This is a genomic window from Clostridium sp., assembly GCF_036646415.1.
Classification (GTDB): domain Bacteria; phylum Bacillota; class Clostridia; order Clostridiales; family Clostridiaceae; genus Clostridium_J.
Genome location: NZ_JAVXMF010000004.1, coordinates 157,989 through 174,673, shown reverse-complemented (window position 1 = coordinate 174,673; position 16,685 = coordinate 157,989). Strand labels below are relative to the sequence as shown.

13 protein-coding genes and 1 riboswitch are annotated in these 16,685 nt (G+C 29.7%); of the genes, 8 read left to right on the top strand and 5 right to left on the bottom strand.

The features are described 5' to 3' along the window. Positions 1–194 precede the first annotated feature (194 nt). On the top strand, positions 195–2,183 hold the full coding sequence (locus RSD37_RS04660; RefSeq protein WP_346945537.1) for a methyl-accepting chemotaxis protein: 1,989 nt from the start codon (positions 195–197) through the stop codon (positions 2,181–2,183). Between the two features lie 306 nt (positions 2,184–2,489). Next, entirely contained in the window at positions 2,490–2,810 is a 321-nt protein-coding gene (locus RSD37_RS04655) for a (2Fe-2S)-binding protein (RefSeq protein WP_346945536.1), read from the top strand. A 137-nt stretch (positions 2,811–2,947) separates the two neighbouring features. Here the strand turns inward: RSD37_RS04655 and RSD37_RS04650 are convergent, their stop codons facing one another. Then, the gene (locus RSD37_RS04650; protein ID WP_346945535.1) at positions 2,948–3,511 is read right to left on the bottom strand and encodes a hypothetical protein; all 564 of its coding nucleotides are present in this window, start codon (positions 3,509–3,511) and stop codon (positions 2,948–2,950) included. A 386-nt stretch (positions 3,512–3,897) separates the two neighbouring features. On the opposite strand from RSD37_RS04650, the gene RSD37_RS04645 reads away from it, so the two are divergent. Beyond that, complete coding sequence (locus RSD37_RS04645; protein ID WP_346945534.1) at positions 3,898–5,136, top strand: MFS transporter; 1,239 nt, start codon at positions 3,898–3,900, stop codon at positions 5,134–5,136. Positions 5,137–5,274: 138 nt separating this feature from the next. On the opposite strand, the gene RSD37_RS04640 is transcribed toward RSD37_RS04645, so the two are convergent. From RSD37_RS04640 to RSD37_RS04625, 4 genes are read right to left on the bottom strand one after another with little or no spacing between them, the layout of a single operon-like run. Then, positions 5,275–6,147, bottom strand: coding sequence for a DUF4097 family beta strand repeat-containing protein (locus RSD37_RS04640; RefSeq protein WP_346945533.1), 873 nt, complete (start codon positions 6,145–6,147; stop codon positions 5,275–5,277). Positions 6,148–6,169: 22 nt separating this feature from the next. Further along, on the bottom strand, positions 6,170–6,886 hold the full coding sequence (locus tag RSD37_RS04635) for a hypothetical protein (RefSeq protein WP_346945532.1): 717 nt from the start codon (positions 6,884–6,886) through the stop codon (positions 6,170–6,172). A 9-nt stretch (positions 6,887–6,895) separates the two neighbouring features. Further along, the gene (locus RSD37_RS04630) at positions 6,896–7,612 is read right to left on the bottom strand and encodes an ABC transporter ATP-binding protein (protein ID WP_346945589.1); all 717 of its coding nucleotides are present in this window, start codon (positions 7,610–7,612) and stop codon (positions 6,896–6,898) included. 53 nt (positions 7,613–7,665) lie between these two features. Next, on the bottom strand, positions 7,666–8,031 hold the full coding sequence (locus RSD37_RS04625) for a GntR family transcriptional regulator (protein WP_346945531.1): 366 nt from the start codon (positions 8,029–8,031) through the stop codon (positions 7,666–7,668). Positions 8,032–8,448: 417 nt separating this feature from the next. On the opposite strand from RSD37_RS04625, the gene RSD37_RS04620 reads away from it, so the two are divergent. The 5 genes from RSD37_RS04620 (at position 8,449) to RSD37_RS04600 (ending at position 16,636) form a co-directional block, all read left to right on the top strand. Next, positions 8,449–10,857, top strand: a complete 2,409-nt coding sequence (locus tag RSD37_RS04620; protein WP_346945530.1) for a PAS domain S-box protein — start codon at positions 8,449–8,451, stop codon at positions 10,855–10,857. Between the two features lie 176 nt (positions 10,858–11,033). Next, positions 11,034–11,603, top strand: coding sequence for a TetR/AcrR family transcriptional regulator (locus RSD37_RS04615; RefSeq protein WP_346945529.1), 570 nt, complete (start codon positions 11,034–11,036; stop codon positions 11,601–11,603). A gap of 202 nt (positions 11,604–11,805) precedes the next feature. Next, on the top strand, positions 11,806–14,262 hold the full coding sequence (locus tag RSD37_RS04610; RefSeq protein WP_346945528.1) for a YhgE/Pip domain-containing protein: 2,457 nt from the start codon (positions 11,806–11,808) through the stop codon (positions 14,260–14,262). A 47-nt stretch (positions 14,263–14,309) separates the two neighbouring features. Further along, positions 14,310–14,411: riboswitch (purine riboswitch) on the top strand. A gap of 306 nt (positions 14,412–14,717) precedes the next feature. After that, positions 14,718–16,061: a nucleobase:cation symporter-2 family protein gene (locus tag RSD37_RS04605; RefSeq protein WP_346945527.1), complete on the top strand. Its 1,344-nt coding sequence runs from the start codon at positions 14,718–14,720 to the stop codon at positions 16,059–16,061. Next, positions 16,061–16,636: a xanthine phosphoribosyltransferase gene (locus tag RSD37_RS04600; protein WP_346945526.1), complete on the top strand. Its 576-nt coding sequence runs from the start codon at positions 16,061–16,063 to the stop codon at positions 16,634–16,636. The genes RSD37_RS04605 and RSD37_RS04600 overlap by 1 nt, the downstream gene beginning before the upstream one ends. The last annotated feature ends 49 nt before the right edge of the window (positions 16,637–16,685 follow it).

Sequence of the window (16,685 nt, the reverse complement as noted above, 5' to 3'; positions counted from 1 at the left end):
GATTATTAATGTGATTTGCAGGAAAAAACAAATAAAAAAGTAAATAATAGTTATAGTTGTATATATTAAACTATTATTATATACATAATTTAAATTAACTTTAAAGAGTTGCATATATAATTAATAAATACATAAAATTATGTATAATATTAACTATCAAGTGAGATTAGGTAAAATAGATAGGAGGCGTGAAAATGTTTAAATTTAAACATCTAGCAACAAAAATGACTATATTTATAGTTGGAATAGTATTTGTAGGAATGATAATAAATAATATACTGACTACAGGAATAATGAGAAGAAATGTTGAACGTGATACAGATGAAAGAGGAACTGCTGCTGTAGAGCAGATGGGTAAAAACTTTGAAAAGGAATTAATTCAATATGAAAAGGATTTAAAGTTAATTAGTGAGAATGATGCTTTTTTAAAAGAGATGAATAAAGATAAAGGCGCTTTAGATCAAGCCTTATCATTATTTAAAAATTACATAGGATCTAACGCTCAAGTATTAAGTATATATGTTGGTCAGCAAGATAAAAACATGTTTGCTGAACCATGGTGGGACAAGCCTGAAGATTATGATGCAACTCAGAGAGATTGGTATTTAATGGCTGTGGAAAATCCAGATAAAGTGGTGTGGACAGAACCATATATTGATGTAGATACTAATGTTCCAGTTATAACAGCTGCTAAATGTATCATGGAAAATAATGAAATTAAAGGAGTATTAGCAATTGACTTATCTTTAGAACAATCTTTATCTAATATTAGAGACTATAATGCTGGATATAATGGATATAATTTTTTAGTAAGTAATAAAGGAATTGCAATGTACCATCCTACATTGATAAATGAAGATTTATCTAAAGTAGATATGTTTAGTAAGGTTCTTTCGTCAGAAGTGGGTTCTTATTCATATAAAGAAAATAAGGAAAATCTTAAAATATATTACTATACAATACCAGGTTTCAACTGGAAAGTTGGAACAGTATATAATGAAAAAGATATGTATTCTAATATAAATAAAATTGAAACATTGTTCATTGCTATTACAGCTATAATGATGATAGTGTTAACAGCGATATTGTACATAATTATAAAAAGTATTTCTAGTCCATTAGTTAGGTTATCAAAGGAAGCAAAAAAAGTTGCAGAAGGTGATTTAACCGTAGATATAAAATCTAAATTGGAAGATGAAATTGGACAGGTAACAAGTAATTTTAATAGTATGGTTAAGGATATTAATAATGTAGTATCTAATGTTCAAAAGTCTATTTATCAAATTAATGGTGCAAGTGAAAACTTAAGTGCAATATCTGAAGAAACTACTGCTTCATCAGAAGAGATAAATGCAGCAGTTGCAGAAATAGCTAGGGATACCTCAAGTCAAGCCCAAACTATAGTTAATGTTGTTAGTAAAGTTGAAGAGCTAGACAACTCTATTGAAGATATAAATAGTGTTATTAATAAAATGAATGATCTATCTAATTCTTCTACAGTAGCTGCAGAGATAGGGTTGAAGAATGTAAATAACTTAAATATGAAGATAAATGAAAATACTATTGAACTAAATAAAGTTAATGATATATTCCAAAGTTTAGTTTCAAAATTAATGGATATAGATAAAGTTATCGATATTATAACAACTATATCTGATCAAACTAATCTATTAGCACTTAATGCAAGTATAGAAGCTGCTAGAGCTGGAGAAGCTGGAAGAGGGTTTGCTGTAGTTGCAGATGAAGTAAGAAAGCTTGCAGAACAGTCTAGTGACGCAACTAATAAAATTAAAGAATCTTTATCAAACATAAACAAGGAAACTAATAATGTGAAAAGTGCAATATATAATACTAATGAGATAAATGCTGAGACAGCTAGTGCTGTTTTAAGTACGGAGAAATCATTTAACTCTATTAATGATGAATTAATGGAAATAGTTAAACTTATAAAATATACAGATAGCAAAACACAAGATATTAATGTTTATAGTGGACATATTTTAAATGGGGTAGAAGATGTATCAACTAATGCACAACAAAATGCCGCTGTAGTAGAAGAGGTAAGTGCTTCAGTAGATGAACAATGCATCATATTTGGAAATATTGCTAAACATTCAGAAGAATTAGCTCAATCTTGTCATGACTTATCAGAAATAATAAAGCATTTTAAGGTAAATGAATAAGTTTTGATACAATAGGCTGTAAAGTTAATATATTTATAATACAATAAGAGGGACTGTGTCAAAAAGATTTTTAAAATCATTTTGACACAGTCTCTTTAGTTTTAAGTGTAAATCGAGATTATAATTAAGGTAATAAAATAAGATTTAATGAATAAAGATATTAATAGTAGTGAAAAATATATAAAGCAACTTAAAAAGTTAATGTTAATTATCAATAGTAATTATAAATAGTAATTATTGATTAATACTTATTATTGATATATAATTAAGTTAAGAAATAAAAGGAAATTTAAGGAGGAATAAACTATGGCAACAGATAAGATTATATGTTTATGTAATAATGTAACCTACGCTTCAGTAAGAGAAGCAATGGCTAAAGGTGCTCGTTCAGTAGAGGATATACAAGGAGCTACAGGAGCGGGTACAGTTTGTGGAGGATGTATTGAAGAAATTGAAAGAGTATTAGGGGATGCTTGTACATGCCGAAATGTATCCACTGATGAAGTTAGAGCAGCTGTAGAGAATGGAGCTGATACAGTTGAAAAGGTTGGAGTAGTTACTGGAGCAGGAACTGCTTGTGGAAAATGCAAAGATGTTATAGAAAATATCATAAAACTAAAAAAATAAATACACATATATAAATAAAAAAGAAATCCTAAGACAGTTAGGATTTCTTTTCTATTATAACCCTCTTTACACAGGTAGTTTATAAATTAAATTTAACTTTGTGCAAAGAGGGTTAATATAGTTGAATAGGTATAATTTTATTTTTTAGTTTCAAGATGTTCTGAATTTTTTGCTTCCTGGCAACATTTCTTTGCGAGTTTACCTTCTTCACGAACTTCTTTATTCATTTGATGCTTTAAATCATGAACAAATTTTCTTTCAGAAAGATGTTCTTTTACATCTTCTTTTGTTTCCTCATAACGGATTTTAATTTCATTAATTTTTTCTTTAACTTCGTGACTTAACTTAGTTACACCGCCTTGCATCTCTTCACCTAACTTACTTGCACTAGTTTTTACATCTTGATTTAATTTGTTTCTATCATCGTTTACATCTTCTATATCTTTACCTAGTTTATTGGCACTAGTTACTACTTCTTCACCTAATTTACTTGCAGTATTTTTGATATCTTCACCTAAGTTACTTGCACTTATTTTTGCATCTTCACCTAAGTTACTTGCGCTTATTTTTGCATCTTTACCTAATTTTTTTGCATCATTTTTTACATCTTTAATATCTTTACCTATTTTACTCATACTGTTTACAATTTTTTCACTTGCTTTGTCCACGGTTTTTTTTACTTCTTCACCTAATTTATTCATGATAATCTCCTTTCTAAATATATGAATAACCAATAAATATTTAAGTAATTATAGGACTAGAAGACTACAAACAATATTATTTTTAGGGTTAGTAAACTTTGTATAAAAACTTTAATTATAGCTTCTATAGTAAGTTTGTGTAGAATTGAAAATAATATTTTATTAAATTAGTGGTAGGCTATCTAATAATTTCAATTTTATTAGCACAATTTAACAAGAATTCTAATGATTATCTAAAAAAACATATAGAAAACCTATGATTTTGGTGGGAATTTTTTTTATTTAGTCTCTCTAAATAACTTAAGTTATAGTATAATTAGTAATATGTGTATTTAAGGGTTAGAATAAGAAACTAATATATAGACACATACTAAAGGGGGCATAAAATGAAAGAGAAATTTAAGGGGATAAAAAAAGAAGTTCTAATTTATTTTATCATTATAGCACTGGTAGCGTTAGCGGCAGGACTTAGTGATGGGGTATTTTCAAATTATTTTAAGGATGCATATAATATAACTGCTTTTCAAAGGGGAGTAATTGAATTCCCTAGAGAGTTACCAGGATTATTATTAATAGTAATTATATCAACATTATCTTTCTTAGGAGATATAAGAATTGCTATGATATCTTCATTACTTAGTGTAATAGGGGTAATAATTCTAGGACTTATAACTCCAAGCTTTGGAGTTATGCTTATATTTTTATTTATTAATTCATTGGGAATGCATATGCTTATGCCAGTTCAAGATGGAATAGGGATGGCTTTGATAGATAAAGAGAATCCAGGAAAAAGAATGGGTCAGTATAAAGGTGTAAGTACTGCATTTACTATGATATCAGGAATCTTAGTATTTATTGGGTTTAGAACAGGATTTTTTAGTTTTACTTCTAAAATAAAATCTATATTTATTATTTCGGCAGGAATTTCAATATTATGCTTAATTTTATTTGTAGCACTTCAAAAGTGTATAAAAACACCTATTAAATCATCAAGAAAAGCCAGGATTATATTTAGAAAAGAATATAAGTATTATTATATTCTAGCTATAATGCATGGAGTACAAAAACAAATTATGATAGTCTATGGACCTTGGGTTTTAATAGAAATACTTAATAAAAAAGCGGATACTTTAGCTATTCTGGGAATAGTGGGATCTTTCATAGGAATATTCTTCATTCCAGCTTTAGGAAGATGGTTAGATAAATTTGGAATTAAAAAGCTACTTTATGCGGATGCACTATCATTCATCATAGTATATTCCATATACGGACTACTAGCTGCAGGTTTTTCAAGTGGAAGATTAGCCACTGTTGGAATACCTGTTGCTATAATATTTGGTATATTTATAATAGACAAGATGTCAATGCAAATGGGAATGATTAAGGTGCTTTATCTAAGGTCTATTGCTGTTGATCCGCAAGATATTACGCCAACATTATCTCTTGGTATAAGTATGGATCATATAGTTTCTATAATATGTGCATACATTGGAGGAATTGTATGGAGTGCATGGGGACCACAGTATATATTTTTCTTAGCAGCAGGATTTTCATTTGTAAATCTTTTCGTAGCTAGAAAAGTTAAGATTAATGAGGTGGGAATTCAAAGTAATTTACAAGCATAGAGAGGTAATAAATATTGGGATAAAAGATAAATTATAGTAAAAAAATATTGAGATTAAGCAAGGTTTAGAGTGCTTAGATTAAGTATTAAAATGGATTAAACTCTAGGAAAAAATTATTCCTAGAGTTTATTTTATGAATTAATTTATATCTAAACTTCCAATTCCAATGCTTAAATCAAATAGATAGGTATCTTCACCTGAAGTTCTAACATTAACATTAACACTTCCTAGACCAGATTCAGTACTTATTTTCACTGGAGAGTTATCTGGTATATCTATTGTTGCTTCTCCGATTCCTCCACTATAAGTTAAGTTTCCACCAACCTCAGCAAGACTTATATCAAGTTCTCCTACACCTCCAGTAATATTCATGTTGCCACACTTATATTTTAATGATATATCTGTAGTTCCCACTCCTTGTTCAAGCTTTAAATCTTTAAATATAACATCTTTTATAGTTAGGTCTCCCGCACCACCTTTAATTTCAAGGTTATTAGATATTATAGAATTAATAGTAATATTTCCAGCGCCAGATCCTAGAGTTATATCATCCTTAAAGTCCTTAGGTATACCTATAACAACTTTTCTATTATATGATGAATTAAAAGAGTTAAGATTAAAAGATGAGCTGATACCATTTTCCTCAATATTTAAAGTGCCACCCTTTTTCTCGAAGGAGGTATTTTTAACCATAGAACTTGAACCTGTGCAGCTTAAGGTAAAATCAGTACCTTCGATAGATTGCACAGTAACAGTTGAAGCATAGATATTGATATTTACACTTTCAATACCTTCCATGGGGATAGAATTATTAAGATTTTCTTCATACAGATCTGTATTAGCATTATTATTATTATTATTATTATTGCTATTAATAATATCACTTACATTAGAACCAATATTATTATTCATATCACGTCTTGAACCAACGCCAAATTTTACATTACACCCTACAAGTAGAGTGGTAGAAAGCAATACACAAGGGATTATAGTCAAAAGTTTCTTTTTCATAAATAACACCTCTCATTTATAATTAAATTATATCTAGTTTTTTATCTATCATATATGCAGCAACAAGTTGTAGGGCTACTAAGGCTATCATATCTAGGATCACTGAGAATATATCTATTTCAATGAAACCTAGTTTTCCTATAGATACATAAAAATAAGGAAGTAGATATAGCATGATTTTAGATAAGAAATCATAAATAATATTTCCAAATATACAACTAAAAATTACTGCGAAAACACAAAGGACAGTACTTTTTATATAGCTAGATAGGATAGCAATTAATGCAGTTATAATTAAATACCCCACCATAATCCCAATTAACATGGTTAAAGAAGTTAGAAATAATACTGAAGCAAATCCGTTGGAGTTTACAGTTCCTGCCATACCAGTTAAAACAACTACAAAACCATTAACTAAAAGAAGCTCTAAAAAATTTCCAAGTATGAATTCTATGCCTTTAATTGGAGTTAGGAAAAGAAGTTTTCCATATTCTTTTGAAAGCTGACAAGAGAAAATTATAATATGAGCTACGAAATTAATTGTAAGAGCAATTCCAACGGTTGGGATTAAATCGAATCCTTGGGTAAACCTAGATATGAATGTACTAGAGCTAAGTCCAAGAATTAAAATTACCGCTTCTATAATGTAGGTAAGTCTAAGACTTCTAAAGCTATACTTCATTATATTTAAAATATTTTTTGTACTATTTATATTTTTTATATTTGATACATTTTCCATAATTACCACCTATTCTGCGAATACCTTTCTATATATTTGGTCTATAGATGCTCCGTACTTTACTCTTAAGTCTTCAGCATCACCGGATTCAATAATTGAACCTTCTCCAAGGAACAACACTTCATCAAAAAGTTTTTCTAATTCTCCTACATAGTGAGTTGTAATTATCATTGAAGCATTAATATCTAAGTTGTCTATAATAGCATTAATTATTTTATCTCTGCTTATAATATCCACACCTGATATAGGCTCATCAAGTATATATAAGCTACATCTTCTACTTAGAGTTAAGCTAAGACCAACTTTTTCAAGCATACCTTTTGATAGAGTTTTTAACTTCATATTTGTGTCTATATTCATAAACTTTAACAATTGATATGCTTTAGATTCATCAAAATCAGGGAAAAAATTCTTGTAAAAATCAATAGCATCCTTTACCTTCATCCACTTAGATAAATAATCTTTTTCTTGTAGATATGAAACTAGCTTTTTAGTTTCATGGCTAACTTTAATTCCATTTACCTTTATTTCTCCACCCGTTGGTTTAAATAAACCAGATATTATATTAAGTAGGGTAGTTTTGCCTTGACCATTAGGTCCAAGTATACCTAGAACCTTACCTGTTTCTAAGTTTATATCAATTCCATTTAGTACATGTTTTGAACCAAAGGTTTTAACTAGATTAGTAACTTCAAGAACAGGTAATACGGGTAAATTTGTATTTATACTATTTTGTAGTTCATTTTCATTTGTTAGATTTAATAAATCATTATTCACTGCTATTCCTCCTCATACATATCCACAATTAGTTGAAGTATTTCGTCTTTAGAAAGTCCTAGACTCTTACTTTTATGAATAAAATCTCTTAATAATTCCTTTGAAGACTCTTTTCTTAAACTTTTAATATTATTCTGGTCTTCAGTTACAAATTTTCCAATACCTCTTTGAGTATTTATTAAACCTTCATTTTCAAGTTCTGAATAAACTCTTAATATTGTATTGGGATTCACTTTAAGTTCACGTGCATAGTCCCTAACAGACAATAATCTCTCCCCCTCTTTTAATTCCCCAGAAACAATTTTCATCTTCATATAGTTTTTAATTTGTACATATATAGGTTCTCTTGAGTTTAATTCAAATTCCACATTTTCACCTCATTCTTGTCAGTTATACTGTCTTAATTACATGATACACCGATACTGTAAAAAGTGTTAATGTTATAGTAAGCCATTTAAGGCTATTCTTATAAATTAGCTCATGATTTCATTGATTTCCTTGATATTAGTTAAAAATGTAATTAATTAACAAGGAAGAAAAAATTAATACGACAGTTTACTTCGGTAACTTGATATATTGTAATATCTTGGAATAGAATGTATAATAAAGTAGTATGAATTTAAAACATTTCAATGGAAAATGTTAATGATATTTACATAGAGAAATGTTAATTAACTTAAGGATAAATAAATAACTTGCTAGTTTATATAGAGGTAATTGGTAGATTTTTAAATGCTTATGTTGAGAATATGTTATATGAATAATAAGCAAAAGGGGGATGCATAATGGAACAAGTTTTTAATAGTATAGATAACTATATTTTGGTTGTGAGTAAAGGTGGAATAATTTTATTTTGCAACAATGTATTATTAAGCAAACTTAGATACAAAAGAGAAGAATTAGAAGGCACTAATGTAAAGAAGCTTTTAAGTCTACAAGATAATGTGTTCAAAGATATATTTGAAAATTTCGATGAACATTTTAAAAATAAAGTTCCCTTAATACTTTATTCTAAGCATGGCGATGAAAATTTTTTTGTGGGAAATATAAATTTAGAACAGTGGAAGAATCAGAGTGCACTTTTTATCACACTAAAAAATCATGTAAATGAAACATACACTAAGGATAATTTAGAGGATCTTTTAGACACTATTCCTTATAGTATTTGGATTAAAGATATAGAGGGTAAATATGTATATGCAAACAAAACTCATTCGGATTTAATGGGTCAAAATAAATTCAATATTATAGGTCATTATGATTCTGATTTTTGGAAGGATGAAGAATGTTGCTATTTTAATGAAACTGATAACACTGTAATACAAAGCAAAATGTCCATAATAAATCAGAAACAATCCAGTCTTATTGATTCAAAACAATGGTTTGAAACCTATAAGGCACCAATACTTGACTGCAATGATGAAGTAAAGTATGTAATGGGGATTTCTATAGATATTACTCTTAGTAAAAAGATAGAATCAGAGTTGGCTAAGAGTCATAATGAGCTAAACACATTAAATGATTTAGTTAATAGTAATTTTGAAAGTGATAAAGGTATCTTTGATAATATAAAGGATGATCTGATTTCTAAATTATGTGTAGATGGTATGTCTATTTGGATATACGATGATAAAAAGGGTAAGCTTATTTCTAAACTTAACATAGGAAAAAATAAAGAAATAGTAGATAAAGCAATGAATATGAACATAACCAGAGAGGAATTTGAAGAAGAATTTAAGGGATGGACTTATAGATGTCTAACATCTATAGAAGAACGAAAGGATTTAGATTTAAATCTTTTAAGACAAGCAAATATAAAATATATAGGAACTTATCTTATAAAGTTTAATAACAAGCTCATTGGAGTTATGAATATTTTATATGAAAATGATAATCCTTCAGCATTTAAAAAAGATGATTTTGTAAAAACAATATGTAATCAAATCGCAATATTGATAGTAAATGATTCACTTACTGAAGGTATAAAGACTGAGTTAAGTAAACGTGCAGAAACTGAGAGAGAGTTAGAATTATTTTTAGATACTGCAGCGGAGTTAATGGCAATGCTAGATTATGATGGAAAATTCATAAAAGTTAATTCAGGGTGGACAACTAACCTAGGTTGGAGTGAAGAAGAGATTTTGTCTATGGAATGGAATGATATACTTGTTCCAGAAGATGCAGCACCTACTCTTGAATTTGTAAAAGCATTAAAAGAGCAAGGAAATGTAGGGAGATTTACCAATAGGTATATTTGTAAAAATGGAGAAATTAGATGGTTAGAATGGAATAGTAGATATGTAGAAGATAGAAAAATATCAGTATGTACTGCTAGGGATATCACTAAACAAAAGGAAGCCGAAGAGCAACAGGCTAATTATGAAAAAGCTATTCAGGTGGAAAGAATAAAGAGTGAATTCTTTGCTAATATATCTCACGAATTTAAAACTCCACTAAATATAATTTTAGCTACAATGCAATTAATTAATCAAAATATAGATAATAATAGGATTATAGCTTTAGATAGCGTTGATATTAAAAAATATATGACATCAATAAAACAAAATTCCTATAGATTATTAAGGTTAGTAAATAATCTTATTGATATGACACGTATAGATACAGGTTTTTACGATATACATTTAGAAAATCAAAACATTGTTAATATAGTAGAAGATATTACAATTTCAGTGGCTCAGTATATAGAAGATAAAGGCATAGAGCTTATATTTGATACAGAGATTGAGGAACAAATAATTGCTTGCGATCCAGATAAAATTGAAAGAATTATGCTTAATTTATTGTCTAATGCAATTAAGTATACGGGAGAACAGGGTAGGATAGATGTAGAACTGAATATTAAAGATAACAATATTATAATATCAGTTAAGGATAATGGTGAAGGTATAGAGAAAGATAAGTTAGATTTAATATTTAATAGATTTATGCAAGTTGATAGTTCTTTAACAAGAAAGGGTGAAGGTAGCGGCATAGGGTTATCCTTAGTTAAATCACTTGTTGAAATGCATGAAGGAACCATTAAGGTTGCAAGTGAGTTAGGAGTAGGAACAACCTTTGAATTTAAACTTCCAATAAGGATTTTAGAGGGGGAAGAGAATATAGTATCGATGAAGGATATAGTAAACTCTAAGGTAGAAAAGTGTAATATAGAGTTTTCAGATATATATAATTAAAAGCGAAATTATATATATTTAAAATTAAAATCATTACACTAATTAATGATTATAATTTTAGTGTTGAATAAACTTTTATAAGTTGTGCTATAATATTCTATATATTCTTAGAATATGAAGAATTTATTAATAAGGAGTGATTTTGCATTATATCATAATTGATATAAGCGGATATTATGAATAAAACTAAAAAGGCTATTTTTGAAGCTGCAATTAAAGTATTCTCTAGAAATGGATATGATAGTGCAACCATGGATGAAGTGGCAACTACTGCAGGAGTTGCAAAGGGATCATTATATTATCACTTTAAAAGTAAGGAAGAGATATTTTATTTTATCGTACAAGCAGGTATTGATTTAATAAATAATGAGGTTAAAGAAGCAATAAAAGAAATAAATGATCCTATAGAAAGGTTGAAGACAGCGGCTAAGGTTCAGTTAAAGTATGTATACACCAATAAAGATTTATTTAGAGTAATCATGAGTCAAGTATGGGGTCAAAAGGAACGTCATGAAGAAATAAGAGAGCATATTAAGAATTTAATTAATATGAATTCTAAGTATTTAGAAGGAATCGTAGAAGGCGGATATATTGAGAAGGGTAATTCAGATATAGTTAGCTTTTGCTTTATTGGAGTATTGTTCTCCTCTGCACTTTATGAAATTATAAATAATGATAATTATAATCATGATGACGTGGTGGAAAAATTTATGAATTATGTTAACTATGGCATAAGACTAAAATGAAATGTGCAATAGAAATAATATTTAATTAAGAGGAGTTTTCAAGGGCGATGTAAGATTGCTAAGAAAACTCTTTTTTTTTTATATTTATTAAAAAAAAATTAAATTTTATAGAAAACCCATATATGTATTGACTATTCAGTACAAAGAGAGTATAAATATAGTGTACTGACTATTCGGTATAAAAAATATAGAGGGTGGTAGCATGGAATTTTTAAAAATTGCAGGTAAGGATATTAAAAGCATTTTCAAAAATAGGTTCATAAGGGTATCTGTTATTGCAATTATTGTAGTACCGTTATTGTACTCATTATTGTACTTAGATGCGTTTTGGGATCCTTATGCGCAAATTGAAGACATGACCATAGCGGTAGTTAACGAAGATGGTGGTGCTTCACTTGATGGAGAAAAGGTAAACTATGGTGAGGACATCGTAGCAAATCTAAAGAACAACAATAAGATTGGTTGGGAATTTACTAGTGATAAAGAAGCCAACGAGGGGCTAGAGAATGAGGGATACTATGCTAAATTTGTAATCCCTGAGAGCTTTTCAGAAAATATTATAGCTGCAAAGGAAGGTAATCCCGAAGTAGCAGATTTAAAATTTGTATGCAATGAAAAGAAGAATTTTTTAGCAGCTCAAATCAATTCACAGGTAGAAAATTTACTTAAAGAGGAAATTGTCAGTACAATTTCAAACAACTATGTCACCGTTGCTTTTGATAAATTATACGAAGCAAAGGATGGACTTGTGAAGGCTTCAGACGGAAGCGGAGAACTTTATGATGGAATTGGTCAACTAAATGAAAAAGTACCAATGTTAGCTGAGGGTGCTAATAAACTTGGAGATGGAGCTACGAAATTAAAGGATGGACAGGGTACACTTAACTCTGGACTAAAATCATTAAATAGTGGCTTAGTAGAATTAAAGAGCAAGGTGCCTTCATTAAGTTCTGGAGTAGACAAATTATATGCTGGTTCAGAGGTATTGAAAAATGGACTAGGCGATGCTGCAAGTGGATCAAATCAATTAGCAGCAGGTAGTAATGGTTTATACAGTGCATTTAGTGGAACAGTTTATCCAGCTGTAACTTCACTTAAGAGTGGAGCTAATGAATTAAATAGTAAATTAGAAGCTGGAAAAGGTAATGTAAATACCTTAAAACAAGGTGGAGAAGGATTAAAAGTTGCTAGCAGTAAGGTTGTAGGAGCTGATGGATATCAATTAGTTAAGGGTGGAGTTGATCAGCTTATAGGTGGCGTAAATGCATCTTCAGCTGCAATGGATGATATAGCTAAAACCATTATGACTGCAGCTGCAACAAATCCTCAAGTAGCTAGTGACCCTAATATAATAGCTGCTCTTGCAAAAATACAAGAGCTAGGTCAAGCAACTAGTGGAACACCAAAGCAGATAAAAGAATTGCAAGCAGGAACTAAGGCATTTGGTGACGAACTAGGAAAGTTTACTGGTAAGGTTAATGATTTTGCCACTGGTACAATAGCTTTAACAGATAGTGTTGCCAATGTTAGTGCAGGAGTAAGCAAAATAAGTGGAGGATTAAATTCTCTAGAAGCTGGACTTAATGAAAATACAGCTGGTTCATTTGGTAATGGATTAAAAGCTGTTTCAGACAATATGTCTGGTTTAAATGCAGGAATCAATAAGTTAAATAGTGGTTCTGCTGAAATTAATGGTGGACTTGGAGAATTAAAAGGTAATGTTCCAGCTTTAAGTGGTGGAATACAAGCTTTATATAATGGTTCAAATCAACTAGTAGATGGATCCAATGCTTTAGTAGATGGACAAAATCAATTAAGCACTGGAGTATCAGAACTAACAGCAAAAGTTCCAGAATTACAAGATGGTGTAAAAAAACTATATGATGGCTCTGATGAGCTTGCAACAGCTTTAGAAGATGGAGCTACTGAAATGAAATCAGGACTTAAAAATTCATCTAAAGTTATGGGTGACTTTGTATCAGCTCCAATAAATATGAAGAATGAACCTATAAACTCAGTACCTAATTATGGAACAGGCTTTGCACCATATTTTATATCATTATCTTTATGGATAGGTGCAATAATGATGTTCTTCGTTATCTCATCTAAAACTGATGATGATGCTAATTTATCTAAATTTGATAAGGTTATAGGTAAATATTTATCCTTTGGATTTATAGGGTTACTACAAGCAGCCCTTGTAAGTATAGTAGTAATGGTACTAGGATTAAGTCCATCAAGTACAGTTATGTACTTTACAGCAGTTATATTCTTATCATTAGTATTTATAGCTATAATTCAATGTCTAATATCACTATTTGGAGATGCAGGAAGACTTTTAGGAATAGTATTATTAATACTTCAGCTAACAGCTTGTGCAGGTACATTCCCACTAGAGATAGTACCTAAATTCTTTAAAGTAATTAATCCATATATGCCATTTACTTATAGTGTAGAATTATTAAGAGAAGTTATTTCAGCTAGTACAATTAATTATGCTATAGTTGGAAAAGATTTCTTAATCTTAGGAATAGTACTTCTTGTATTCTTAACAATTTCTGTAGTATTTAAAAATGTAGGAGAAAGACTTCAAGAAATGATAGAAGGCAGAAAAGAAGAGTCAGCAGAAAATATAAACAAACAATCTATACAAGGATAAAATCTTAACAATAAGTCCTTGAAAAATGTGAATGTTCGTGTTAGAATTAAAATATAATTAGTAAAACTCGTATATAATCGGTGATATGGTCCGAAAGTTTCTACCTGCAAGCCGTAAATTTGCAGACTACGAGGAGTTGTATTTTATTATAAACCCAAGAACTTTGTTTATAGTTATAAAACACAGCACCTCAATTTTTATTGAGGTGCTTTAAGTTTTACTCCAAATTTTACATTTGGCTAAGTAAAACTTACTCATTCGAATGAATATGAGAAGGTGTTTCGTAATTGCTAATTCAAGTTTTATAGTTAGTTGGTTTGTAAAAATATTTAACTCCTGTTGAAGAATAGAATTTCATATCAGTTATTTTTATATTCATTATAGAACTTATTTAAAAAAATATGAATACTAAAGCGAGAGTCACTAGAAAATCTATATTTAAAGGAGCTAAACTTATGAAAAATAAAGAAAACTTTACAAATGACATTAATCTAACCTACGGTGTGGATGATAATCCATCACTAGTAAAAAAGATATTATTCGGATTACAGCATATATTCGCTGCTTTTGGTGGAATAGTTGTTGTACCTCTAGTTATATCGGGAGCATTAAATTTAGATGCTAAGACAACTACTGCAGTGATTAGTGCCACAATTTTAGCATCAGGAATTGCAACTGTAATTCAAGCTAGAGGAATTGGACAAGTAGGATCAAGAGTAGCATGTATAATGGGAACGGATTTCACTTTTGTATCGCCAGCTATTTCTGTTGGATCGGTACTTGGACTTCCAGGAATAATTGGAGCTACAATATTTGGATCAATATTTGAAATTATTTTAAGTTATTTTATTAAGCCATTAATGAAGTTGTTTCCACCAATTGTTACAGGAACCGTTGTATGTTTAATAGGATTAACGCTACTTCCGGTTTCTATTGACTGGGCTGCCGGTGGATTTGGAGCTGCAGATTATGGAAGTATTCGTAATATATCTATTGCAATGTTTGTATTAGTATTTACTCTATTGTTAAATAGATATGGAAAAGGAATGGTAAGTAGTGCATCTATTCTAATTGGAATGGTTGCAGGCTATGCAATATGTATTCCATTAGGGTTAGTAAATTTTTCAGCGATTAAAGAAGCTAGCTGGATTTCAATTCCTAAAATATTTGAATATGGTATAACTTTTGATCTGAAAGCTCTAATAGCATTTTTACCAGCGTATTTTGTTACTACAATAGAAACTGTAGGATGCTTAAAAGCTATTGGAGAAACTTCTCAAATTACAATGGATGAAAAACGTGTTGGTGCTGGAGTTCTAGCAGATGGTATAGGAAGTATGATAGGCGGAGTAGTTGGATCTTTCCCAAATACAACTTTTAGCCAAAATGTAGGGTTAATACCTTTAACAAAGGTTGCAAGTAAACATGTAGCTATTATGGCAGGAATAATCATGATAACTTTAGGATTCTTACCTAAGCTTGCAGGATTAGTTAGTGGAATACCTCAGCCAGTACTTGGTGGTGTTGGAGTAGTTATGTTTGGTACTGTTGCAGCAGCAGGAATTAAAACTTTAAGTAGAGTGAAATTAACTGAGAGAAATCTATTAATAATAGCAACATCTATAGCTTTAGGCCTCGGTGTTACTTTCAGACCAGCGGTAATAGCGCAATTGCCAGAAGGTTTAAAGATGATATTTGCATCAGGAATATCAACAGGAACAATAACAGCATTAGTATTAAACTTAGTTTTAAAAGAAGATGAAATAGTAGAAGAAGTAAAAGAAAGCGAGGTTGCATAATGGAATCATTAAAGAAACGTATCCTAGAAGATGGACATGCGTTAAATGAATCAGTATTAAAAGTAGATTCATTTTTAAATCATGGAGTAGATGCTAAATTAATGAGTGAAATGGGAACATATTTTAAGGAGTATTTCAAAAATCACGGGATAACAAAGATTTTTACAATTGAAAGCTCTGGTATTGCACCTACAGTTATGACTGCACTTCAAATGGAACTTCCTATGGTTACTTTAAAGAAGCAAACTTCAAAAATTCTAAGTGGTGAGGTATATCAAACTACAGTGCATTCATTTACAAAAGCTGTAGATTATGAGTTAACACTATCTAAAAAGTTTATTTCACCAGAGGATAATATACTTATAATAGATGACTTCTTAGCTTATGGAGAAGCAGCTCTTGGAGCTATAAGACTAGTTGAAGAAGCGGGGGCTAAGGTTGCAGGAATTGGTATAGTTATAGAAAAATCTTTCCAACCAGGACGTAAATTACTTGAAGATAAAGGCTATGACATATATTCATTAGCAAGAGTAAATAAACTTGGAAAAGGCGTTATTGAGTTTATAGAAGAATAATATATAGTTCATAGAAAACTTCAGCTTTAAATAGAGCTGAAGTTTTTTT